Below are 22,379 nucleotides of genomic sequence, written 5' to 3' on the forward strand. Positions count from 1 at the left end.
CGTGAAAATCGAAGAGGCGATTGTTAGCCGATTGAAACATGGCTTTCATACCTCTCCCCCATTTGCAAAGTGCGCACGTGAAAATCGAAGAGGCGATTGTTAGCCGATTGAAACTTGATGGTAATCAATCAAATGTCAGCGGGTTGACATATGTGAAAATCGAAGAGGCGATTGTTAGCCGATTGAAACGAGCCAGGAGACCAAACGTGAAGCGGAATACGCTCCGAGTGAAAATCGAAGAGGCGATTGTTAGCCGATTGAAACGCCGGGAGCCATCATGAGACTGATTAGGGCATCATCCAGTGAAAATCGAAGAGGCGATTGTTAGCCGATTGAAACGTGGAGTTGAGTATCCACCACCAACCGTGTCTCGCGCCGGTGAAAATCGAAGAGGCGATTGTTAGCCGATTGAAACCCAACGTCCCCTCTTCGATCTCAAAGATCCTTATCGTGTGAAAATCGAAGAGGCGATTGTTAGCCGATTGAAACGACAGAATTGCTTCCAACTTCGTGCGTATCTTTTCCCGTGAAAATCGAAGAGGCGATTGTTAGCCGATTGAAACACAATTACAGCTACTACACTACTGTCTTCATCTGAAGTGAAAATCGAAGAGGCGATTGTTAGCCGATTGAAACGATGCCTGTGCGCATCCGTGTAGGAGCCTCCTTTCGGGTGAAAATCGAAGAGGCGATTGTTAGCCGATTGAAACGTGGGTGATTCTTCTAAACGTCATCCTTCTCGTCGGTGTGAAAATCGAAGAGGCGATTGTTAGCCGATTGAAACGCAAATTGCGGCAATTCGTTCGGGGATCATATAGTCCGAGTGAAAATCGAAGAGGCGATTGTTAGCCGATTGAAACGAAACTGGCTGCATAACCTGTCAATTGAACTCACGCGTGAAAATCGAAGAGGCGATTGTTAGCCGATTGAAACATGGAGAAGACTCCATTCTTGCCATAGTCTTCACTTCGTGAAAATCGAAGAGGCGATTGTTAGCCGATTGAAACATGCCCGACGGGCTGAGAGAAAATAATCAGCAAGACTGTGAAAATCGAAGAGGCGATTGTTAGCCGATTGAAACGAGCCAGGAGACCAAACGTGAAGCGGAATACGCTCCGAGTGAAAATCGAAGAGGCGATTGTTAGCCGATTGAAACGACGATAACCGCTATCCACGATAGATGAATTTTCATTTTTTTGTGAAAATCGAAGAGGCGATTGTTAGCCGATTGAAACCTTATGGCCTTCCGTGCATCTGGGAAACCCTGACTATCGTGAAAATCGAAGAGGCGATTGTTAGCCGATTGAAACATGGCTTTCATACCTCTCCCCCATTTGCAAAGTGCGCACGTGAAAATCGAAGAGGCGATTGTTAGCCGATTGAAACACCTACAACATTTCACAAATCTGCTGACGATGACGGCCGGTGAAAATCGAAGAGGCGATTGTTAGCCGATTGAAACATGACCAGAAAAGCTATTCCTATTAGCACAGGATCCGTGAAAATCGAAGAGGCGATTGTTAGCCGATTGAAACCCTGCGGTTCTACTGCCGCCTGCGATTCTTGTTGATCCTGTGAAAATCGAAGAGGCGATTGTTAGCCGATTGAAACTTGACATTCAAAGGCCAGAAGCACACTTTGTCTTCGTGAAAATCGAAGAGGCGATTGTTAGCCGATTGAAACAAGATATCGCATTGTAGAGGAGACGCGGACGCCCCTGTGAAAATCGAAGAGGCGATTGTTAGCCGATTGAAACACGTTATGGCCGGGAAAGAACTGCCGAGCAACGTCATGGGTGAAAATCGAAGAGGCGATTGTTAGCCGATTGAAACGCTATCGTGCATGGCGCGTTCAGGAATCCTTGCTCGTCGTGAAAATCGAAGAGGCGATTGTTAGCCGATTGAAACCGGGATTTACCCTGCTCAAAAATGCGAAATTCATCTGCGTGAAAATCGAAGAGGCGATTGTTAGCCGATTGAAACTCGATTCTAACGCTTGCCGCTTGCGCTTTTAACGCTTGCAGTGAAAATCGAAGAGGCGATTGTTAGCCGATTACCCACATTTTTTTCCAAGTCAATCCACCTGCCAATTTTCTGCGTAAATCTTTCGAGAAAACCCGACAACCTGATTTTGATGGAGGCAGCGCATGGCACAGACGCAAACCCAAAACTCTTCCGCAGAAAAAATTACTGCACCGACGCAAACCAAATCCCGCATCTCGAAATGGAAAATCGTTCTGGCTCTGGCAATCATTCTGCTCGCCTATATCGCTTATGATCTATTTGCGCCGCGCCACTCGAAACTCCGCCAGTTCAATGCCGATGAAGTCGCCCGTCTTGAAACCGCCATGTGGCGTTCCTATTACGCCAAAGAGCGGGTCAAACTGTTCACCCAAATGTCCGAACTCCTCAGAACTCAGTACAACCTGCCGCTGGCGCGCTCGAACACCGTCGCTTATCAAGCCGCCAAAGCCGCTTTTGTCTTTAAAGACGGGCGCAATCGCGCCGATTATGAAAAGGCGCTACCCAATTTAATCAATTACTACACCTCGATTCATCAGGTCAGCGATATTGATTTCGATATTGAAAAAGCGGCAAAGCTGGAATTGGAATGGTGGATTATTCACCGCGAAAGAAAACAGCATAAACCCGGCGACCTGGAACTCGCGCTTGCCGAGTTGCCCGCAGAAATTTATCGCATTCCCACAGACCAATTGCTCGAACACGCGCGGCTTCGCGCCGAAGCCATGACCATACGCGACGACCGCGCCGAAGCCGGGGGCGTCAGCGAAGAAGATTGGCAACGCATCGGCGAACTCCTAAAAGCCTCGTGGAAATCTTTGCACACCGCAGTTCAACCAGCGCCCTGACCCTTTTGGCGATTGAATGCCGAAAAAATTGCCTGATACAAAAACTCTATCGGCAGGCGCGGGATTGAGCAGGCATTGCAGGGAGGGTTTTATGGAGTGCGGTGACTAGTCACCGCTTTCGATTTGCAGAAAATCGCTTCCGGGTTCAACGTCTGTTCGTAGGCAAAAGCGAGTCGCGCGCCAAACTTTTATCACACCTCCAGTCTTGATTTCTGAATAATCTGCCGGGAGGTTCAGAATGAAAAATGGCTGGCAGACGAAACCATCTGCCAGCCATTCCCGGGCAACCCATTAGGGTTTATCAAACTCTCGCTAAACTCATAAAAGAGTGTTAATCACCAATGAGCTTAATGAATCATTCGGTGATTCGACTTTCGCGGATTGTTCAGCCGCCTCTTGCCCCTCGGCTTGCAAACTCTCTTTTTCCCATCCGAAATCGCTTCCCAAAAATTCGTAGAGTCGTTCGTTATAGGGCGCGAAAAATTTCGCCAACCGTTCGCGCAATTCCGGCTCCATCCGCGAATAACGGCGCTGTTCAAACGGCTCAAACCGTTTCGGTTGCCAATCCCTTAAACCCAAAAATCCAGTGACCCGCTCATAGACCCGTCGGGTATCGCCATAAAGGTCTTCGCTCTTTAGCGCCAGAATTTGCTCTTTGGGAAAGATTTCAAACCACGGTTGCAATTGCTCGATATAAATGCCGCGCAGCAAATAAGACATGCCTTTTTCAAAAGATTCCATCATTGTATGAAAATCCACATGGTGATTGCTCGTTATCAATCTCATCTCATCCAAGACCGCGCGCTCAAACGACCGGGTTTCGGGTTCATGCATATTGAAATTGGATAATGCGCGATTGATGGGGTTTCTCAGCAAGGCAATCAATTTCACTTCGGGAATATGTTCGCGAATCCGTCGGGGCGCCGCCTGGCTGTAGATATAATACGGGCTGGCTTCACCGGTTATCAGCCCATTTTTTCGCAGGTATTCGGTCTTCGCAAAATGCGATTTATACCAATCGATCCCCTTATCATAAAGGAAATTGAAAAAGTGAATTTCTTTGGTAATCGCCGAATCAACATCCGGGTGCCAGGTCAAATAGTTGTAAAGCGAAGTTGACCCGCTACGTTGCGCGCCAATGATAATATAGTCCGGCAAAGCATAATCTGCCTTTCCGCTTCTTCTCTGAACCGTTTGCTCGTAAATATAAGTTCTAACCTTTGAAGGAACGTAAGACTTTAATTGATGAGAGTATTTTTCCAACAACACGTTTCGCTTAGGTTTACTCATCAACCCTCCACAAAAAATTAAATTATCCCGTAACAGGTAATTGGTTTGGTGAGGTAATTATTTCCACTTCAACTATCAAACAGCTTGGGTGCAAGGCGACTACGTTTTTATTATTCAGGGGGTAAGGGAGAATGAACGGTGAACGAACAGAGGCAGTTTAAATTCAGCAAACGCGGATGTCAATAATGACCGGGAGTTATCAAATCGAAAAACCGGAAAAAGCCTCGTAAAAACTGGCTTTTTCCGGTCTCTGCCAAAAATCAATCTTTCGCATCGATGACCAGTTGCGCCAGTTTTTCGCGATGGAAAGTGGCATCTCCCATCATCAATTCATTGGCTTTGGCGCGTTTATAAAACAGGTGCAGGTTGTGTTCCCAGGTAAACCCGATACCGCCGTGACATTGAATGCCGAGGTTGCCGACTTCACGACCGGCATCCGAACAATACGCCTTGGCAATCGACACCGCATTTCTTGAGAGCGGGTCATGTTCGGTGAGCGCCCACGCCGCATAATAAACTGCCGAACGCGAACTTTCCGTATACAGCAACATATCGGCGCAATGATGTTGAACCGCTTGATAAGAACCTATCGGCGCGCCGAATTGCTGCCGGGTTTTGGCATATTCAACTGTGGTATCAAGCGTCCATTGCATGCCGCCCAACATCTCCGCCGACAGCGCGATTGCCGCAACCCCCATTGAATATTCCAATGCCGCATTGATGCCCGATGCCATCGCGCCTTCAACGTACACATTATCGAAATCAACCTGGTAAATTTTGCGCGTTGCATCAATGCTCGGCGTCGGCGTAACCTTTACGCCATCAGTTCCCTTTTCAACCGGCAGAACCATTAAACCTTTTTCGCCGCGCGCCACCACGAGCATTAAATCCGCAACAGCGGCATCATTGACAAACTCTTTGCGCCCGTGAATGCGGAAACCTTCGCCATCGCGTTCGGCTTTGAGTTGCACCGCCGCCGGGTTCCAATCGGCGCTGGCTTCCAGCAAGGCGACCGTCGCTTTGACATCGCCTGCGGAAATTCCGTCAAGCCATTTGGCTTTCTGCTCTTCGCTCCCGGCTTTTTCGATTAACGCCGATGCCCAAAGCGTCGAGACGAAAGCGCCCGGCAAACAGGCACGTCCCATCTCTTCGGCAATCACTGCCATTTCAACCAGTCCCAGTCCGAGTCCGCCATACTGTTCGGGAATAATCAATCCCGTCCACCCCTGGTCAGCAATGGCGCGCCAGAGGTTGTCATCGTGCGCGGTATCGCTTGCCATCAATTCACGCACACGTTCGGGCGCACACTCACGCGAAAAAAAAGTGCGCGCTGAATCCTGCAATAATCTTTGTGGTTTACTTAAATCAAAATCCATACTTTGTCCTTTGTTATTTGTACTTGGTGCTTGGTACTTTGTACTTGGTGTTTGGTACTTGGGGTTGATTGTTAGCTTGGCTTGAGTATTAAAACTTGCTGAAAATTTTGAACAATCAATTTGTAGCTAACTCAAACGCCAATAGCCAAGCACCAGGTACAAAGTACAACCAACTATCTGGCATAGCCTTTCGGAAGACCCAACACCCGTTCAGCCACAATGTTGCGTTGAATTTCGCTGGTTCCCGCTTCGATGGTGTTGCCACGGGTTCTCAAATACCCGTAGACCCATTTGCCGTCGTCTAAATCCCAGAGTTGCCCGTGCGCGCCGAGGATTTCCATCGCGTCGCGTTGGGTGCGTTGATTGAGTTCGCTCCAGAAAATTTTCTGAATCGAACCTTCGGGACCCGGTATCGGTGATTTGCTCAATTTGGAGATGGCGCGATTGCTGTTGAGTTTAAATATTTCCAGTTCCAAATACGCCTGGGCGATTTTCTGGCGGGCAATCGGGTCTTGCGCAATCGGTTTGCCGTTGCGTTGCAAAGTATTCACCTTTTCAACTAAGGCATCGAGCGTGCGTTTGATTTGAATGTAAATCCCCGCGCCGAGATTGGCGCGTTCATTCATCAACGTAGCGATTGCCGTATGCCAGCCCTTGTTGACTTCGCCTAACACATTTGCCACAGGGACTCGCACATTGGAGAAGAAAACTTCATTGAATCCCGAATCGCCGGTGATCTGTTTGAGAGGTCGAACCGACACGCCTTCGCTGTGCATATCAACCAGAAGCGCGGTGATGCCTTTATGTTTCGGCGCTTCAAAATCGGTTCTAACCAGCAATAAACACCAATCGGAAACATGCGCCAGTGAAGTCCAGATTTTTTGCCCGTTGACGATAAAATGGTCGCCATCGCGCACCGCTTTGGTTCCAAGTCCTGCGACATCGCTTCCGGCATTGGGTTCGGAAAAGCCCTGACACCAGATTTCTTCGCCGGATAAAATTTTCGGCAAGAAGCGTTTCTTCTGTTCTTCTGTGCCGACTGCAATAATCGTTGGCCCAATCAAAGAAAGCCCCAGAACATTAATCAACATCGGCGCATTGGCTCTTGCCCATTCTTCTTGAAAGATGGCTTGTTCAATCAAGGTAGCGCCGCGTCCGCCATATTCTTTTTTCCAGGAAATCCCCGCCCAACCGGCATCATAAACTTTTTTCTGCCAGGCTTTCAGATAAGCCAGCGATTCGGCGTTTTCTTCTTCGTTGAGTCCCGCGCCTTCAAAGGGCGGCGGAACATTCGCTTCCAGCCAAGCCCTGCACTCGTCGCGAAATTTTTCCTCTTCAGGCGTTAATCGTAAATCCATAAATTCTCCTCTTTAATGATAGGATTCAGGATACCGGATTCAGGGAAAGGAAAGTATGAAGTAGGAACGATGAATGATGAACAGCAAGCGTTATGTAGTTGTTCATCATTTAACATTCCACCTTCATCGTTTCTTCTGCCCCTGACTCCTGAATCCGGTATCCTGAATCCTGTATTCTAACTAACCGACTGCCATAAAATTTCTGCAACATCCATCACCCGCACATCGCGTTCACCCTTGCGCGCATTGATGCCGTCTTCGAGCATGGTGGTGCAGAAAGGACAACCGACGGCAACTATATCAGCGCCGGTTTCGAGTAACTGCCGCGCCCGTTCCTGATTGACGCGCTTATCTTTCGGCTCATCAATAAAACTCATGCCGCCGCCGCCGCCACAACAAAAACCATTCTCGCGTGATTGTGCAACTTCTACAGGAGCATTGCGCGACGCGATTTGCACCAGTTGTCTTGGCGCATCAAATATGCCGTTATGACGCCCAAGATAACACGGGTCATGAAAGGTGATTTTCTTCTGGTTTTTATTTGAGGGAGCGATTTTCCCGTCACTCACTAATTTGGCTAAATATTCACTGTGATGAAAAACCTCGTAACTGCCGCCGAATTCCGGGTATTCATTGCGAAAGGTGTTGAAGCAATGCGGGCACGAGGTGATGATTTTTTTTACCCCGTAATTATTCAGCTTCGCAGTATTTTCTCTGGCGAGCATGTCGAAAAGAAATTCATTGCCGATGCGTCGCGCCGGGTCGCCTGTGCATTTTTCTTCGCGTCCGAGAATCGCGAAATTGACTCCGGCTTTTTGCAGCAACTGCGCCGTGGCGCGAACCACCTTTTGATTTCGCTCGATTAATGCGCCGCCACAGCCGACCCAGAACAATACTTCAGCGTCTTTCGCATCAGCCATCGTCGGAATATTCAATCCTTCCGTCCAATCTATGCGCGTCGATTGCGTACCTTTGAACGGATGACCACGGGTTTCCATTGAAGTCACCGCATCGCCCATAGTTTCAGGAAAATCGGCTTCTTCCATCACCAGGAAACGCCGCATATCGACAATCTTGGGCATCTGTTCGATGAAAACCGGGCAGGCTTCCATACACGCGCCGCAGGTCGTACATTGCCAGAGGGCTTCGGGTGCAGTTGCAGCAACCGCGCCGATGATGGGAATTGCGGATTGATTGCCGGTCTCATTGCCGTTTGCGGCGTTTTTGTTTGACGAGTTGCCAATAGAAATACCGAAAGCTGCCAGAGGGTTGGCGTGCATGAATTTTTGCAAATCCAAAATGATGTCGCGCGGCGAAAGTTCTTTGCCGACGGTATTCGCGGGACAGACACTCGTGCAGCGCCCACACTCTGTGCAGGCGTCGAAATCAGCAAGGTCTTTCCAACTCCAACCGGCAAGGGTTTTCACACCCAACGGCTCGCCGGTTTCCATTGCTTTATCAATGTCGAGTTTTTTTAGCGACGCGCCGGTCGGATTAAGCGATGACGTGTAGATATTCAAGGGACCAAAAATGACGTGCGCCATTTTAGTGTAAGGTGCCCAGGCAATAAATCCGAAAACTAAAATTGCGTGTGTCCACCACGCGCCGAAATGCATTGCGCGCATGGCGTTCTTGCTCATCAATGCAGCAGAACCTTGCGCCAATAAAAACCCCACGGGCGACCATTTTCCCCAGGGGTCAAGGGTGGCGGCAATGCGCCATCCTTCGACTAAAAATCCAGTCAAAGCGATGAGAAAAATTGCCGTGAGAATTAACGTTGATTCTTCGGTATAAACCAGTTTTTTTGGTTTTAACGAAATCCGTCGCCAGAGCGCGATGCCGACGCCAACCAGTACCAACGCCCCGAATATATCGACGATGAATGATTGAAAGTAGAGATAGAAACTGCCCTGCATGATTGGAATGCCCAAATCATCGTGAATGGCAACAACAGTGGTGGCGATAGTGAGCATGATGAATCCGCTATAAATAAACGAATGAAAAACTCTCGCGTACTTTTCGCGAACCGTTCGCCCTTGAGCCGCCGCGTGTTTGATTAATCGCTTTATTCTGTCAGCCGGTCTATCAAAGCGATTTGCCGGAAGCCCGCGCCGCCACACTTGAACTCTGCGCCAGAATCCGTAACCTGCGGTCGCGATTGCTGCGACGAACATCAGATACATCACCCAGATAAATGAGTGTGGGATATTCCAATAAACTTCGCGTGTGGCAAATTCCGGGTTCATATAATTTTTTCACCACCGAGACATCAAGAAGATAGGGAGAAAGGGAGAGAGGGAGAAGGGGAACAATCGAGGCTTCCCTTTCTCCCCTTCTCCCCTTCTCCCCTTCTTCTTTTCTGTGTCTCGGTGGTTCATTTTATTTCTTGAGTTCTTTCAATCGCTCAATCAAAAGCGGCACGACTTTGCGATAGTCCTCAACAATGCCGAAGCGGCAATGCTTAAAAATCGGCGCATCTTTATCGATATTAATCGCGGCTACACATTTTGAATCGGACATTCCTGCTAAATGCTGGCTCGCGCCGTGAATGGCAACGGCGATGTACAACCCCGGCGCAACTTTTTTTCCGGTCTGCCCGATTTGCCACGAAGGCGGAACCCAACCGGAATCGCAAGCCGCGCGTGATGCGCCCATTTGCGCGCCCAGTATATCGGCAATCTTTCGCAATTCAATAAATGGTTCTGAGCCACCGAGTCCGCGACCGCCTGAGACAATGATTTTTGCATCTTCGAGTCGCGCTTCATCACCGGCTTCAACCTTGCGTTCGGTGATAGTTGCCGATAATTGCGCAGGCAATTCAACCGTCGCTTGTGAAATTTCCGCTTGCGTTCCGCGTGCCGGCGCGGTGTCAAAAGCGCGTGAGCGTAACCAAACGACCGCGGGCGATTTTTTCAGTTCGATACTTGCCATCGCTTTGCCGCCATAAACGCTGCGGGTCACGCGAACTTTCCCATCGACAACGCTGAGCGCCAGCCCGTCTGCGCCGGCGCTGCCGCCCAGACGATGGGCAAGTCTTGGCGCAAGTTCCTGACTGTAAGTATCATTGCTCAGTAACACGGCGGCAGGTTGTTTGGCTTTACAAATTTCAGCGAGGGCACTTAAATAATTTTCGGTTTGATACTCCTGAAGCGCCGCCTGGTCAGCAATCGTTAAGACATCAACTACCGAAGCCACTGCCGATTTTGTTGCCTCATCCGCAACACCCAATAAAACGGCGTGGAGTTTACCGCCAAGTTCAGCGGCGAGCTTGCGACCGGCTCCGGCAACGCCCTGTGCGGCGCGGTCATAACCAGCCGAAGCGAATAAACCAATAATGACATCTTTCATATTTTTTTCTCGATTAATTGATAAGCTATAAAACCGGATGATGGTTACATCGTGCCGGTTACTTCGATAATTTTTTGCGCGAATTTATCGACACGATCCTCTAAAGTGTCGCCTTCGGCAAACTCACAGTTGATTTCTTTCACAGGGATGTACAGGTCAACAACTTCGTAATAACTGTTCCCGGCATTCATTTCATCGGGGGTGAGTCCAAGGTCGGCAATCGTCCATTTAGTCAATGGTTGGCGATAAGACATCATGACATCGCGGGTTTTGGGAATGCGCGGAACGTTGAATTCATTATTGGTGACCGTAACCACAAGCGGCGTTTTTGCCACAACGGTATCAGCGCCGACATCGGTTTGGCGGTTGCAGGTTAATCCGCTATCCGTTGCCGTAATCGCATCAACGAAATTGACACAGGCGATAGCCAATTCTTCGGCAAGTAATCCGCCGGTCTGCCCGACGCCCCAATCGCCGGACTCGCGCCCGACCATCACCAGATCATATTCACCTTGTTTGCGGATTGCGGCGGCGAGCGTTTGCGCAACCGTCAGGGCATCAGGATGGGGATTGCCTTCATTGAGGAGGTGAATCGCCGCGTCGGCTTTCATTGCCAGGGCTTTTCTAAGTGAATCTTCGGCGGAGTCCGCGCCATAGGAGATAACCGTGATTTTGCCGCCGACTTTTTCTTTTAATTGCAGGGCGGTTTCCAGGGCATTTTCACAAAAAATATTGGTGACCAGATTTGCTGAACCGCGAACCGCTTCTTTCTTCTCAGCATCGACGCGAAAATCCCGCACCGGGATTTCGGGGTCGAGAATTTGTTTTAAACAGACAATGATATTGAGTGCCATATGATTCCTTATCTGAGGTAAAAATGTTGCTTTGCGGACGACAAACTATCGCACCTTTAGTCTTTGCAGCAACCGTCTTTTGCATAATTTTATGAATATGATTTCTTTGGGTTGTACTTGAACGGTTGGATGCTTATAATCTCGCTGGTTTTGCTTTTACTTACCGACCGTTCGGTAGAAGTATCATGACCAAAAGGCAAACTGTCAAGTTCCAGACAAAGCATATTGAAAAATAATTTCCCTGTCAGAGAGGCGCTATTTCAATGAAAGCATGGCTTGTCAAACAGTGGGGTGAACCGCAACAGATGACCTTGGAAGAGATTGCCATTCCAACGCCGGCAGCCGGTGAAGTTCGCATAAAAAATCAGGCGTCGGCGGTAAATTTTTTCGACATTCTGCAAATTCAAGGCAAATACCAAATCAAACCACCCTTCCCTTTTTCACCCGGCGCAGAAGTTGCAGGCGTGGTCGATGCTGTCGGTGAAGGCGTTACCGGCTTCACCATCGGCGACCGCGTTCAAGCCGGAGTATCGACCGGCGGTTATGCCGAATATGCCATCGCCAAAGCCAATCGGATTTTTAAAATTCCCGATGCCATGAGTTTTACAGAAGCCGCCGCCATGTACATCGTCTACCAAACCGCTTATTTCGCGTTGAAGGAACGCGCGAAATTACAAGCGGGCGAATGGCTGCTGGTTCATTCAGGCGCAGGTGGGGTTGGCATGTCGGCGATTCAAATTGGCAAAGCTTTTGGCGCAAAGGTCATCGCTACTGCCGGAAGCGATGAAAAACTGGCATTCTGTAAATCGCTTGGCGCAGATTTTACCCTGAGTTATCGCGATGATTCGTGGGTTGATGAAATCAAAAAAATCACCACAGGTCACGGAGTCGATGTTATTTATGACCCGGTGGGTGGAGATGTTTTCGATTTATCCAGTAAATGCATCGCTACTTACGGGCGGTTGCTGGTCATAGGCTTTGCCGGTGGGCGCATTCCAACCATTGCCGCCAATCGAATTTTATTAAAGAACATCTCGATTGTCGGCGTGTTCTGGGGCGCACATATTGAAAAACACCCGGATTATCTGGCGCAATCACAGAACGAATTATTCGCGATGTATACGGCGGGCAAAATCAAACCCATCGTTTCCAAAGCCTATGCGCTTGAAGATGCGCCGCAAGCTTTACAGACACTGGCTAATCGACAGGCTTACGGCAAACTGGTTTTGACAATGTAATTTTATTTTCAAACCGGAATTTCCCAACCGCTCGTAATCGGTTTGGCTTACCCCTCAGACTGGGGTAATTTTTACTGCTCCGATTGCGACGAAATGACAAATCGACAATCAACGCTCAGGTTTAAATGAATCATTGTAAAAATTTTTAATCCTTGGTGGGCGTTATCTTCACAACAGACTTTTGGCAAACTCAATAATTTATAAGGAGGCCGTTTTTAATGAGTAAAAGTAATTTGCAAGGTAAAGTCGCAATCGTAACCGGAGGCGGACGCGGCATTGGAAAAGCTATCGCTTTTCGTTTAGCTGAAGCCGGTGCCAATGTCGTCATCGCCAGTCGCAAAATGGATGTGTTACAGACAACCGCTGAAGAGTTCGCACCTTTACCGGGAAAAACTGTTCCGATGGAATGTCACGTCGGTCGCGCAGACCATATTGATAAATTGGTCAGTGATACCGAAAATCAACTTGGCGCGGTTGATATACTGGTCAATAACAGCGCCACCAATATCGGTCAGGGACCCTCGCTCAACGTTACCGACGAGATGTTTGCCAAAATGTTTGAAATCAATGTTCTCTCATCTGTGAGGTTTATTAATCGTGTGGTTCCCAAAATGATCGAACGAAAAACCGGCGGTTCGATTATCAACATCGTCTCGATTGCCGGTCTGCGACCACAGGCAGGCGGCTTGCTTTACAGCGCCACCAAAGCGGCATTGATTATGATGACCAGAACCTGGGCGGTCGAATTTGGAAAACATGGGGTGCGCGTCAATGCCATCGCCCCCGGACTCATTCAAACCGATTTCAGCGAATATTTCTGGAAAAACGAACAATATGTTAAAGCCATCGAAGCCACCCAGCCGATTCCGCGTGTCGGCACCCCGGATGAAATCGGCGGCATGGCATTGTTTCTGGCATCTGATGAATCATCATTCATCACCGGTCAAACATTTGTCGTCGATGGCGGCGCAACCGCGAAGTAAGTAAAAAGTAAAAAGTAAAAAGTAAAAAGTAAAAAGTAAAAAGTAAAAAGTTGCGAGGTTATCCAACGCTGCGATAACCACCTGAGAACGATAAAAGGATAATCTCTTTTCGAGATTCTCAAGATTGTTTTCCCCACCGGCTTTTTGCTTTTGAATATTCACGGTTACTTGCGATAGCATCGGACGCAGTGTCAATCTCCGTCTTTATCATTTCAGACCTGAAAGGAATTTACGGTTATGCATTTTGAATACTCCGACAAAGTTAAAGATTTAATTAAACGGGTTCAGGGATTCGTCGAAGAATATGTTTACCCGAACGAAAAAACTTATTATGAACAAATCGCCGAAGGTGACCGCTGGCAACCCGTGCAAATCATCGAAGATTTGAAACCGGTTGCCCGCAAACAAGGGTTATGGAATCTGTTTTTACCGGAAAGCGACCAGGGCGCGGGTCTCAGCAATCTCGAATATGCGCCGCTTTGTGAAATTATGGGGCGCTCGCCATTTGCCTCAGAAGTATTCAATTGCTCGGCTCCCGATACCGGCAATATGGAAGTGCTGGCGCGATATGGTTCCAAAGAGCAACAGGATAAGTGGCTCACTCCGCTACTCAATGGTGAAATCCGCTCCTGTTTTGCGATGACCGAACCCGATGTCGCTTCATCGGATGCGACAAACATTCAAGCGAGTATCGCGCGCGACGGCGATGAATATGTCATCAACGGGCGGAAGTGGTGGAGTTCAGGAGCCGGTGACCCGCGTTGTAAAATCGCTATTTTTATGGGCAAAACCGACCCAACCGCACCCAAACATAAACAGCAATCCATGATTCTGGTGCCGATGGATGCGCCGGGGGTGAAAATCAGACGAATGCTCAATGTATTCGGATACGACCATGCGCCACATGGACATGGCGAAGTCGATTTTGAAAATGTGCGCGTCCCCGCTGCCAATATTTTGCTCGGTGAAGGACGCGGATTTGAGATTGCTCAAGGCAGACTTGGTCCCGGACGCATTCATCATTGTATGCGGTTAATCGGACTTGCCGAACGTTCGCTCGAAGCCATGTGCAAACGTGTGAAATCCCGAATTGCTTTCGGAAAACCGATTGCCGAACAAGGCACCATTCGCGCAGACATTGCCAATTCGCGAATGGAGATTGAACAGGCTCGGCTCTTAACCTTGAAAGCCGCCTATATGATGGACACCGTCGGCAATAAAGTCGCGCGCGCTGAAATCGCCATGATTAAAGTCGTCGCGCCGAATATGGCATTGCGGGTGATTGACCGCGCTTTGCAGGCACATGGTGGCGGCGGGGTGTGTGATGATTTCCCGCTGGCAGCCGCCTGGGCAAACGCCCGTACACTGAGACTCGCAGACGGACCCGATGAAGTTCACCGTGAAGCCGTTGCCAAACTCGAATTGAAAAAGTATGACTAATGGTGCTCGGTACTTTGTACTTTGTACTTTGTGCTTTGTGCTTTGTTTTTTGGAGTTTGAGTCGACAGCAAATTCGTCATTCAGAATTTCAGCAGTTTTATTAATGCTCAAGCGAATCTAAAAACCAACATCAAGCACAAAGTACCAAGCACCAACTCACTTGAGGAGAAGATGAATTTAAAAGATAAGGTAACGGTTGTGACCGGCGGCGCGATGGGCATTGGTCGCGGACTTTGCGAACGATTTGCCGCCGAAGGCGCTAGAGCCGTGGTGGTCGCAGATGTGGAAATAGAAAAGGCTGAAGCGGTCGCCAAAAAAATCGGCGGTCTCGCCATCCAAACCAATGTCGCAAGCGAAGCCGACATCAAAAATCTGGTTGAACAAACGCTGGAAAAATTCGGGCAGATTGATTTGTTTTGCTCGAACGCCGGGATTGCAGGCGTTTACGGCGGCGCGGAAGTCAGCAACGAAGACTGGCAACGCATCTGGGAAGTGAATGTGATGGCGCACATTCTTGCGGCGCGTTATGTATTGCCGCCAATGCTGGCGCGTGGCGAAGGTTATCTGGTGAATACCGCATCGGCTGCCGGATTACTCAGTCAGATTAACGCCGCGCCCTATTCAGTCACCAAGCACGCGGCAGTTTCTTTTGCCGAATGGCTCGCGATTCAATATGGCGATCAGGGTATCAAAGTTTCTTGTTTATGCCCGCAAGGCGTCAGAACCCGTATGCTGCTTGGTGAAGACGGTAAGGGCGAAAATTTTCTGGTAGCAGGTTCGGTGTCGCCCGAAGAAGTTGCCGATTGTGTAGTAAAAGCCATCGCCGAAGAAAAATTTTTAATCCTGCCGCACCCGGAAGTCGCGGAGTATTTCCAACGCAAAGCCACGGATTATGACCGCTGGATTCGCGGAATGCGGAGACTCAAAACCAGCATCGAAAAATCGCCAGGAGGTAATCAATGAACAGTGTTTTAACTCCTAACGCACCGAAACCCGGCGGCCACTATTCACAGGCAATCGTTCATAACGGGCTGGTTTATGTTGCCGGTCAACTTTCGATTGACCCGGCAACCGGTGAGCGAAAATTAGGCTCAATCGAAGAACAAACCGAACAAGCCCTCAAAAATGTCTCGGCAATTTTGGAGGCTGCCGGAAGCGATTTAAATCATGTGCTGAAAACTACGGTTTATATTTCCGATATAGATTTGTGGGGACAGGTCAATGAAACCTATGCCAAAGTATTCGGCGACCATCGCCCGGCACGAGCCGTGATTCCCGTAAAAGATTTGCACTACGGATTTCAAATTGAAATCGAAGCCATCGCGGCTCTCAAAAGTAATGAGTAATGAGTAATGAGTAATGAGTAATGAGTGATGAGCATTATTGTTCATCACATTTTTACCATTCAAACTTCACACTTGAATTGATCGCTTTCCCTGTCCCCATGCAAACCAGCCCCGAACAAAGTGGAGAAGAATAAATGAGCGAAGAAACCAGAAAAATCATCGCCAGTAACCTCACAGCCGCTTTTTATAATGGTGTCGAACGTCGCATTGCCTATTTTGGTGAAGAGCGTCGAATGATTCCCTCATCACCGATGGAAGATGACCGCGTGCCGACGCTTTCAATGAAAGAGGTGTTTTACGTTTACAACAGTTTTTTAAAAATGCTCGAAGAAGAATAAATCAGGAGGAAAATCAGATGTCTGAGGATGTCATTTTAACCAAAGTTGAAGACCGGGTTGCGACCTTAACCTTTAATCGCCCGGATAAATTGAATGCCTTGAGTCGCGATTTAATATTTCAATCCATTGACACCTTGAAAAAATGGAGCAGTGACCCGGAAGTTGGCGCAATTATCATCACCGCCGCCGGTCGCGCGTTTTGTGCCGGAGGTGATGTGTCGGCGATGGCGCAACGACAGGAGGGTGAAGAAAAATCTCTTGAACAAAAAATCGACTGGTTGCGCGAAGGTCACGAACTTTCATGGACGATTTACAATTTACCCAAAGTGACCATCGCTGCGGTTAATGGTCACGCGATGGGCGCAGGGTTGGGAATTTGTTTATCCTGTGATTTGCGAATTGCTGCCGACACGGCGAAATTCGGAACCGCCTATGCCAAAGTCGGATTCGGCGGCGATTTCGGAACCACCTGGTTACTCACGCAGTATGCCGGAGCGCCGAAAGCCAAAGAGCTTTATTTTCTCGCAGAAATTATCGAAGCCCACGAAGCGCATCGCATCGGCTTATTAAACAGCGTGGTTCCCGCCGAGCATCTTCTCGCAACGGTCAATGATGTGGCGTCGAGAATCGCGCACGGTCCGCTCGTCAGTTTCCGTTACATGAAAGCCAATGTGAATCTCGCCACCACGGTTGATTTTCGCACCATGCTTGACCGCGAATCGGAAACCCACATCCGTTGCGGCGAAACCGAAGACCACAAAGAAGGGGTGCGCGCTTTTCTTGAAAAACGTCCACCGGTTTTTAAAGGTCGATGATAAAGAATTGTTTGGCAATCGGTGAATGTGCAATTTATTCGAGCGCGAGGTGATGATGGCAAAGAACGTTTTGGTTGTTCTTCTATTCAGTGTGATGGTAACGGGGCTATTTGTAGTTGAGGGGTTTGGTAAGACCCCGACTTCGTTTGATGACCCGCCACCCCAGCGCATCAAATTTCAAAAAGGCGCATCATCGGCAATCGTCAAAGGCGTAATCAAAGGATATGCCTTCAAAGACTATGTGTTTTCGGCGCGTGCCGGTCAACACGCCAGGGTCACGTTGACTTCCGCAAATACTTACGCGGTTTTGGTGATTCGCGCTAAAAGTAATCCCGATGATAACCTCGCGGTTGAAGCGGTCGAATGGGATGATGATTTACCTGAAAGCGGAGATTATCTCATTCGCGTTTTAATGATGCGCGCAGGAGCGCGGCGTCCCGGCGCTACTGCAAATTTTTCACTGAAGGTTGAAATCGAATAGGTGGTTATGGAATTCAAACAAATCATCTACAGCAAAGAAAATCACCTTGCGACCATCACCTTGAACCGTCCCGAAAAATTAAATGCCTATTCGGAAGTGATGGTGCATGAAATCATCGCCGCTTTAAGTGATGCGCGCGATGATGAGACGATTCGCGTAGTGATGATTACCGGCAACGGTCGCGGCTTTTGTTCGGGTGGCGATGTGTCGCGAGACTTTCAATACCCATCGCGCTATCGCGGGCACAAAATGGAAGCCATGCTTGAGATGCGCGAGAATATGCACCAACTCATCACTTTGCTCAGGCGTTTCGATAAACCGACGATTGCGGCAATCAACGGCGCGGCGGTCGCTGGTGGTTTAACGCTGGCGCTCAGTTGCGATTTTCGCATCGCCGTTGAGAGCGCCAAATTGGGCGATACCAGTTTGAAGTTCGGTTTGATACCTGATGAAGGCGGCGCATATCTTTTCCCTAAATTCATGGGTTTACAAAATGCTTTAAAGATGTCGCTCTTTTCCGAAGTCTATTCGGCAATGCGAGCAAAGGAATTGGGCTTGGTGACTGAGGTAGTCCCCGATAGCCAGTTGATGCAAACCGCCAAAGCGTGGGCTGAACGATTAGCCGCAGGTCCACCGATTGCGATATGCATCACCAAACGCATGATGTACAAACAACAAACGATGGATTTGGAAAACGCGCTTGAAGATGCGGCACTGGCGGTGATGATTACCAACTACACCGAAGACGTTAAAGAAGGCACAGCGGCATTCCATGAAAAACGCCAACCGAAATTCAAAGGGAAATAAATCAAAACCAGAATGAGTTTGAAAAACCAAGCGGCAATTGTTGGCATTGGCGAAACCGATTATGTGAAAGGCTCGCCGCATTCGGAAGTTAAGTTGATGCTCAAAGCTTCGCGAGCCGCCATCGAAGACGCAGGGCTTAAACCAGGTGACATTGATGGCATCATACCGCCACCGCTGTTTACCACTGCCGAGGAACTCGCGGCAAATTTAGGCATTGAAAATTTACGTTACGCAACAACGGTTCATATGGGCGGCGCAAGCCCGGTTGCCGCTTTGCAAAGCGCCGCGATGGCAATTACTACAGGAGTCGCCAACCATGTTTTAATCACCCTTGGGTGGTTGGGCTACACGGCAATGCGCCCGAAACCGGATGCTCCGCGTCAAGGCAAACCGCTTACCAATCCATTCGCCAATAACACGCGCGATTTTTATTTTCCATACGGGGTGCTGGCTCCGGTTCAAGGTTATGCGTTTTTAGCCATGCGCCATAAACAACTTTACGGCATTCGAGACGACCACACCGCAGCCGTCGCCATCGCCTGTCGCAAACACGCGCAATTGAATGAACGCGCTTTGATGCGTGGCAAGCCGATGACCTTGGAAAGTTATCTTGCTTCGCCGATGATATCCGAACCCTTTCGGCTTTTTGATTGTTCGCTTGAAAGCGACGGCGCGTGTGCTGTGGTGGTAACCGGTTTAGAAAGAGCGCGTGACCTGAAACCGGCTCCGGTAGCCATTCTTGGGGTTGGCGAAGGTCATCCGTATCCGGCTGATGACATTGCCTCGAGAAAAGAGTTATTGAGAATCGGTTTAGCGAACGCTGCGCCGAGGGCATTTGCAATGGCTGAGATAAACCCGACGGATGTTGATTTCATTGAAATATACGATTGCTTTACCTATGTTGTGCTTTTACAGATTGAAGCGTTGGGGTTTTGCGGCATAGGCGAAAGCGGCGATTTCGTCCGTGATGGAAATATCGAGTTGGGTGGGAAATTCCCTCTGAATACGCATGGTGGATTGCTCTCTCAGGCGCACACCTGGGGAATGAATCACATCGTTGAAGCGGTTCGCCAGTTACGCCATCAGGCAGGAGCCGCGCAGGTTCGAGATGCCAGACTTGGACTGGTCACGGGGTGGGGCGATCTGGGAGATGGAAGTCTCGCGATTCTTGCCAGAGTTTGAAACGGTAAGGAGAGCGTGTGAAAAATAATTCATTCGCTTCCATCAAAAGAGCCAATATTGCAGTGGCAATTCGCCCCTAAGCAGTAATGACGATGACAACCTGCTCCGACTCCGAAAAGGTTTACCAATTACCCGATACCAAAATTGAAAAACGCGGGTAAGAATCCGGTAAACCGGCTCACTAACAAATTTATTTGACCAGTTGATGAATTTCACAGAAAAGGACTTTTTTTAATGATTCAACCGGAACCGGTCGAAGAATTGAATAAACAATACTGGTCGCATTGCGCGGCAAAGCGTCTATGTTTTCAGCGATGTAACGATTGCGGCGGGTGGCGACATATTCCGAGACCCATATGTGCCGAGTGCGGTTCGACGGATTGGGAATGGACAGCGTCGTGTGGGCGCGGGAAGGTTTTTTCATGGACTGTAACCCATGCGCCTTTGCATATGGCTTTCGCCTCCCAGGTTCCCTATGCAGTTATCATTGTCGAATTGGAAGAGGGGGTGCGAATGCTGAGCGGGTTAAAAAATTGTCCGGTCGATGAAGTTGAACTGGATATGCCCGTTGAAGTCGTTTTCGAGAGCCTCAATGAAACCGCAGCGATACCATTTTTTCAGCCGGTTGATGACGCGAAAAAGTGAAAGGCAAAGCGAGGAATCACTTTCACCTGTTGTCTAAGCCAATCCCCGTATTTTTGCGAACCACCAACGCAGTCCAACAAACAAGAATCGCCAGTCTTTGAAAAACTCCGGCGGTTTGCCTTCCACCCAATGACCGATGAATTGAAAAATCCAGCCGATGACAAACATCGCAAGCGGCACAAGCCAGATGGACTTTACAAAAATTGCGATGATTGCCAACGGAATTGACGCGGCAATCAAGGGAATACCAATGGTGTGGCAAAAGCGATTAACGGGATGTTGATGGCTTTTTGCATATTCAGCTATCCAATTTTCCCAGGGTCGCCCGGCTAACATGGTTTCACCTCCAAAATTTATGCGGTGTGCGTTTTGTAAAAATCCCCGATTCGATTGATTGCCTCGCGCCCTTCTTTCAACATCGGATGAAAGAAATGCCAGACATGAACCATGTCTTCCCAGATTTCAAGGGTGACGGGGACACCGGCTTCTTTCGCGCGTTTTTCAAGGTTGAGGGAATCATCCAGTAATATCTCTTCGGTTCCGACTTGAATCAAAAGCGGCGGCAAGCCTTGCAGGTCAGCGTACAGTGGCGAAGCGAGCGGCGTTTTAGCATCCTGTCCCTGTAAATATGCGGTTGCCATCTGGATTAAAATTGTCTCGGTGCAAATCGGGTCAGCTTCGGCTTTGGTTAGAATACTTTCGGCAGAATTCGTTAAGTCTACCCAGGGAGAAATACAAATTCCGCCCGCCGGAAGTTCAATCCCCTGTTCGCGCAAGGCAACCAGTGTCGCAATCGTCAATCCGCCACCTGCCGAATCTCCGGCAATCATGATGTTATTGGCTTCAATTCCCTGTTCGAGTAAACAGCGATAAGCCGCCACGCTATCTTCGACCGCTGCCGGGTGGGGATTTTCCGGGGCGAGACGATAATTGAGCGATAGCACCGATGCGCCGGTTGCCTGACTGATGGCGGCTACCTGATGACGATGCGAATTCGTCGAACCGATAATGTATCCGCCGCCATGTACATAGAGCACGGTTTTAGCCTCGGTAGCCAGGTCGGCTTTAACCCATTCGGCTTTTACGCCGTTCACCTCGACAGGTTGCAGAGTTACCTCTGCCGGTAAGGGAAACGATTGACCCATTTGATCATAAACCGCGCGCAATTCCGCTAAAGACAAGGAACTGGAATCGGGAAAAGAAGCGAGTAAATCGCGAACCGCCTGCATATCCTGGCTTGCCATTAAATCTCCTTTTGCAATTTCGATTATTGAGGCACGCAGATTTTACACAATCCGATTTGCTCTTAGAAATCAAAATGGCTTAAATTTCAAATTGTCTGTGACGACCTTATTAATCAATATCAAGGAATAATTGAACGCTATGGAACAACCGATTTGGAATTTTGAACAGCAACCGGCAACCGAACCGCTCGATGAGACCAGCATCAACCTGCGGGCTTATTTCGATAGAATGCCGGATGAAAAATTACGTCAATATTCACAGAACTGGACAAATGAACAGGTCATCGAATGGGATGGTAATTTTACTGATGAAGGAAACCTGTTGATACTTTGTTGTGAACGGGATGTAGAAATCGCTGAATATCGTCAAGTTATCGCTCAATGTATCGAATACCGCGACCGTGAGAGAGAGGCGATTCCAGCGTAAATCGCCAATTCATCCCCATATCCCGCCAATTAAAAATTTCTTTTTCTACCCCTTATAGGGGATTGTATGGATTATTTTTTTCAAATATAATCTCCGCGTCATCCCCCCAAACCAGGGTAATGATAATCAAGTAATTGATGAACCAAGGTTAAAATTTTTAGAGACTACCTCCCTCTTTAAAACCTGAAAAAATTACTCGTCGAAAAAAATAATAAATCTGTAAAAGATTAAACCGATACAGAACGGTTCCCATTCTGTAAAGCCATTAACCGCTATATCGCAGGAGATAGCCAAAAGTTTTTTGAATTTTATGATTTCTTATTTGGAACAAGAAATCA

General features: G+C 48.6%; 21 protein-coding genes and 1 CRISPR repeat array. Of the genes, 13 read left to right on the top strand and 8 right to left on the bottom strand.

Going from position 1 to position 22,379, the window contains the following annotated elements:
* The first annotated feature begins 1 nt into the window (after position 1).
* Positions 2-2,059: a CRISPR direct-repeat array (repeat unit 37 nt; unit sequence GTGAAAATCGAAGAGGCGATTGTTAGCCGATTGAAAC).
* Between the two features lie 87 nt (positions 2,060-2,146).
* Positions 2,147-2,869 (top strand): hypothetical protein, encoded by a 723-nt coding sequence (locus AB1757_15490; protein MEW6128442.1) that lies wholly within the window; start codon positions 2,147-2,149, stop codon positions 2,867-2,869.
* A 318-nt stretch (positions 2,870-3,187) separates the two neighbouring features.
* On the opposite strand, the gene AB1757_15495 is transcribed toward AB1757_15490, so the two are convergent.
* The 6 genes from AB1757_15495 to AB1757_15520 form a co-directional block, all read right to left on the bottom strand.
* On the bottom strand, positions 3,188-4,159 hold the full coding sequence (locus tag AB1757_15495; protein MEW6128443.1) for a sulfotransferase domain-containing protein: 972 nt from the start codon (positions 4,157-4,159) through the stop codon (positions 3,188-3,190).
* Between the two features lie 260 nt (positions 4,160-4,419).
* Positions 4,420-5,535: an acyl-CoA dehydrogenase family protein gene (locus AB1757_15500; GenBank protein MEW6128444.1), complete on the bottom strand. Its 1,116-nt coding sequence runs from the start codon at positions 5,533-5,535 to the stop codon at positions 4,420-4,422.
* Positions 5,536-5,708: 173 nt separating this feature from the next.
* Positions 5,709-6,893, bottom strand: coding sequence for an acyl-CoA dehydrogenase (locus AB1757_15505; protein MEW6128445.1), 1,185 nt, complete (start codon positions 6,891-6,893; stop codon positions 5,709-5,711).
* Between the two features lie 176 nt (positions 6,894-7,069).
* Positions 7,070-9,139, bottom strand: a complete 2,070-nt coding sequence (locus AB1757_15510; protein MEW6128446.1) for a heterodisulfide reductase-related iron-sulfur binding cluster — start codon at positions 9,137-9,139, stop codon at positions 7,070-7,072.
* A gap of 133 nt (positions 9,140-9,272) precedes the next feature.
* Positions 9,273-10,241 (bottom strand): electron transfer flavoprotein subunit alpha/FixB family protein, encoded by a 969-nt coding sequence (locus tag AB1757_15515; GenBank protein ID MEW6128447.1) that lies wholly within the window; start codon positions 10,239-10,241, stop codon positions 9,273-9,275.
* Between the two features lie 44 nt (positions 10,242-10,285).
* Entirely contained in the window at positions 10,286-11,095 is an 810-nt protein-coding gene (locus AB1757_15520) for an electron transfer flavoprotein subunit beta/FixA family protein (protein MEW6128448.1), read from the bottom strand.
* A 263-nt stretch (positions 11,096-11,358) separates the two neighbouring features.
* On the opposite strand from AB1757_15520, the gene AB1757_15525 reads away from it, so the two are divergent.
* From AB1757_15525 to AB1757_15575, 11 genes are all read left to right on the top strand, one after another.
* Positions 11,359-12,333 carry an NADPH:quinone oxidoreductase family protein gene (locus AB1757_15525; GenBank protein MEW6128449.1) on the top strand — a complete coding sequence of 325 codons (975 nt, stop codon included), beginning with the start codon at positions 11,359-11,361 and terminating at the stop codon, positions 12,331-12,333.
* Between the two features lie 218 nt (positions 12,334-12,551).
* Complete coding sequence (locus tag AB1757_15530; protein ID MEW6128450.1) at positions 12,552-13,316, top strand: SDR family oxidoreductase; 765 nt, start codon at positions 12,552-12,554, stop codon at positions 13,314-13,316.
* Between the two features lie 237 nt (positions 13,317-13,553).
* Positions 13,554-14,756 (top strand): acyl-CoA dehydrogenase, encoded by a 1,203-nt coding sequence (locus tag AB1757_15535; GenBank protein MEW6128451.1) that lies wholly within the window; start codon positions 13,554-13,556, stop codon positions 14,754-14,756.
* 171 nt (positions 14,757-14,927) lie between these two features.
* Positions 14,928-15,719 (top strand): SDR family NAD(P)-dependent oxidoreductase, encoded by a 792-nt coding sequence (locus tag AB1757_15540; protein MEW6128452.1) that lies wholly within the window; start codon positions 14,928-14,930, stop codon positions 15,717-15,719.
* Positions 15,716-16,102: a Rid family detoxifying hydrolase gene (locus AB1757_15545; GenBank protein ID MEW6128453.1), complete on the top strand. Its 387-nt coding sequence runs from the start codon at positions 15,716-15,718 to the stop codon at positions 16,100-16,102. The genes AB1757_15540 and AB1757_15545 overlap by 4 nt, the downstream gene beginning before the upstream one ends.
* Positions 16,103-16,236: 134 nt before the next feature.
* On the top strand, positions 16,237-16,440 hold the full coding sequence (locus tag AB1757_15550; protein MEW6128454.1) for a hypothetical protein: 204 nt from the start codon (positions 16,237-16,239) through the stop codon (positions 16,438-16,440).
* Between the two features lie 17 nt (positions 16,441-16,457).
* Positions 16,458-17,255, top strand: a complete 798-nt coding sequence (locus AB1757_15555; protein MEW6128455.1) for an enoyl-CoA hydratase — start codon at positions 16,458-16,460, stop codon at positions 17,253-17,255.
* A 25-nt stretch (positions 17,256-17,280) separates the two neighbouring features.
* Positions 17,281-17,736, top strand: coding sequence for a hypothetical protein (locus AB1757_15560; protein ID MEW6128456.1), 456 nt, complete (start codon positions 17,281-17,283; stop codon positions 17,734-17,736).
* Positions 17,737-17,742: 6 nt separating this feature from the next.
* A complete protein-coding gene (locus AB1757_15565) occupies positions 17,743-18,543 on the top strand; it encodes an enoyl-CoA hydratase/isomerase family protein (protein ID MEW6128457.1) in 801 nt (266 codons plus the stop codon).
* A gap of 12 nt (positions 18,544-18,555) precedes the next feature.
* Positions 18,556-19,725 carry a transporter gene (locus tag AB1757_15570; GenBank protein ID MEW6128458.1) on the top strand — a complete coding sequence of 390 codons (1,170 nt, stop codon included), beginning with the start codon at positions 18,556-18,558 and terminating at the stop codon, positions 19,723-19,725.
* Positions 19,726-19,959: 234 nt separating this feature from the next.
* Positions 19,960-20,370, top strand: coding sequence for an OB-fold domain-containing protein (locus AB1757_15575; GenBank protein MEW6128459.1), 411 nt, complete (start codon positions 19,960-19,962; stop codon positions 20,368-20,370).
* A 33-nt stretch (positions 20,371-20,403) separates the two neighbouring features.
* Here the strand turns inward: AB1757_15575 and AB1757_15580 are convergent, their stop codons facing one another.
* Positions 20,404-20,706, bottom strand: coding sequence for a DUF962 domain-containing protein (locus AB1757_15580; GenBank protein MEW6128460.1), 303 nt, complete (start codon positions 20,704-20,706; stop codon positions 20,404-20,406).
* A 17-nt stretch (positions 20,707-20,723) separates the two neighbouring features.
* A complete protein-coding gene (locus AB1757_15585; GenBank protein MEW6128461.1) occupies positions 20,724-21,614 on the bottom strand; it encodes an alpha/beta hydrolase in 891 nt (296 codons plus the stop codon).
* A gap of 139 nt (positions 21,615-21,753) precedes the next feature.
* Between AB1757_15585 and AB1757_15590 the strand changes: the two genes are divergently transcribed.
* Positions 21,754-22,041, top strand: coding sequence for a hypothetical protein (locus AB1757_15590; GenBank protein MEW6128462.1), 288 nt, complete (start codon positions 21,754-21,756; stop codon positions 22,039-22,041).
* Positions 22,042-22,379: the final 338 nt, after the last annotated feature.

The organism is Acidobacteriota bacterium (assembly GCA_040754075.1).
GTDB lineage: Bacteria > Acidobacteriota > Blastocatellia > UBA7656 > UBA7656 > JBFMDH01.

Excerpts from the sequence above, each read along its gene's own strand:
- AB1757_15490 (MEW6128442.1), top strand. The coding sequence starts at position 2,147 with ATGGCACAGACGCAAACCCAAAACTCTTCCGCAGAAAAAATTACTGCA.
- AB1757_15495 (MEW6128443.1), bottom strand. The coding sequence starts at position 4,159 with ATGAGTAAACCTAAGCGAAACGTGTTGTTGGAAAAATACTCTCATCAA.
- AB1757_15500 (MEW6128444.1), bottom strand. The coding sequence starts at position 5,535 with ATGGATTTTGATTTAAGTAAACCACAAAGATTATTGCAGGATTCAGCG.
- AB1757_15505 (MEW6128445.1), bottom strand. The coding sequence starts at position 6,893 with ATGGATTTACGATTAACGCCTGAAGAGGAAAAATTTCGCGACGAGTGC.
- AB1757_15510 (MEW6128446.1), bottom strand. The coding sequence starts at position 9,139 with ATGAACCCGGAATTTGCCACACGCGAAGTTTATTGGAATATCCCACAC.
- AB1757_15515 (MEW6128447.1), bottom strand. The coding sequence starts at position 10,241 with ATGAAAGATGTCATTATTGGTTTATTCGCTTCGGCTGGTTATGACCGC.
- AB1757_15520 (MEW6128448.1), bottom strand. The coding sequence starts at position 11,095 with ATGGCACTCAATATCATTGTCTGTTTAAAACAAATTCTCGACCCCGAA.
- AB1757_15525 (MEW6128449.1), top strand. The coding sequence starts at position 11,359 with ATGAAAGCATGGCTTGTCAAACAGTGGGGTGAACCGCAACAGATGACC.
- AB1757_15530 (MEW6128450.1), top strand. The coding sequence starts at position 12,552 with ATGAGTAAAAGTAATTTGCAAGGTAAAGTCGCAATCGTAACCGGAGGC.
- AB1757_15535 (MEW6128451.1), top strand. The coding sequence starts at position 13,554 with ATGCATTTTGAATACTCCGACAAAGTTAAAGATTTAATTAAACGGGTT.
- AB1757_15540 (MEW6128452.1), top strand. The coding sequence starts at position 14,928 with ATGAATTTAAAAGATAAGGTAACGGTTGTGACCGGCGGCGCGATGGGC.
- AB1757_15545 (MEW6128453.1), top strand. The coding sequence starts at position 15,716 with ATGAACAGTGTTTTAACTCCTAACGCACCGAAACCCGGCGGCCACTAT.
- AB1757_15550 (MEW6128454.1), top strand. The coding sequence starts at position 16,237 with ATGAGCGAAGAAACCAGAAAAATCATCGCCAGTAACCTCACAGCCGCT.
- AB1757_15555 (MEW6128455.1), top strand. The coding sequence starts at position 16,458 with ATGTCTGAGGATGTCATTTTAACCAAAGTTGAAGACCGGGTTGCGACC.
- AB1757_15560 (MEW6128456.1), top strand. The coding sequence starts at position 17,281 with ATGTGCAATTTATTCGAGCGCGAGGTGATGATGGCAAAGAACGTTTTG.
- AB1757_15565 (MEW6128457.1), top strand. The coding sequence starts at position 17,743 with ATGGAATTCAAACAAATCATCTACAGCAAAGAAAATCACCTTGCGACC.
- AB1757_15570 (MEW6128458.1), top strand. The coding sequence starts at position 18,556 with ATGAGTTTGAAAAACCAAGCGGCAATTGTTGGCATTGGCGAAACCGAT.
- AB1757_15575 (MEW6128459.1), top strand. The coding sequence starts at position 19,960 with ATGATTCAACCGGAACCGGTCGAAGAATTGAATAAACAATACTGGTCG.
- AB1757_15580 (MEW6128460.1), bottom strand. The coding sequence starts at position 20,706 with ATGTTAGCCGGGCGACCCTGGGAAAATTGGATAGCTGAATATGCAAAA.
- AB1757_15585 (MEW6128461.1), bottom strand. The coding sequence starts at position 21,614 with ATGGCAAGCCAGGATATGCAGGCGGTTCGCGATTTACTCGCTTCTTTT.
- AB1757_15590 (MEW6128462.1), top strand. The coding sequence starts at position 21,754 with ATGGAACAACCGATTTGGAATTTTGAACAGCAACCGGCAACCGAACCG.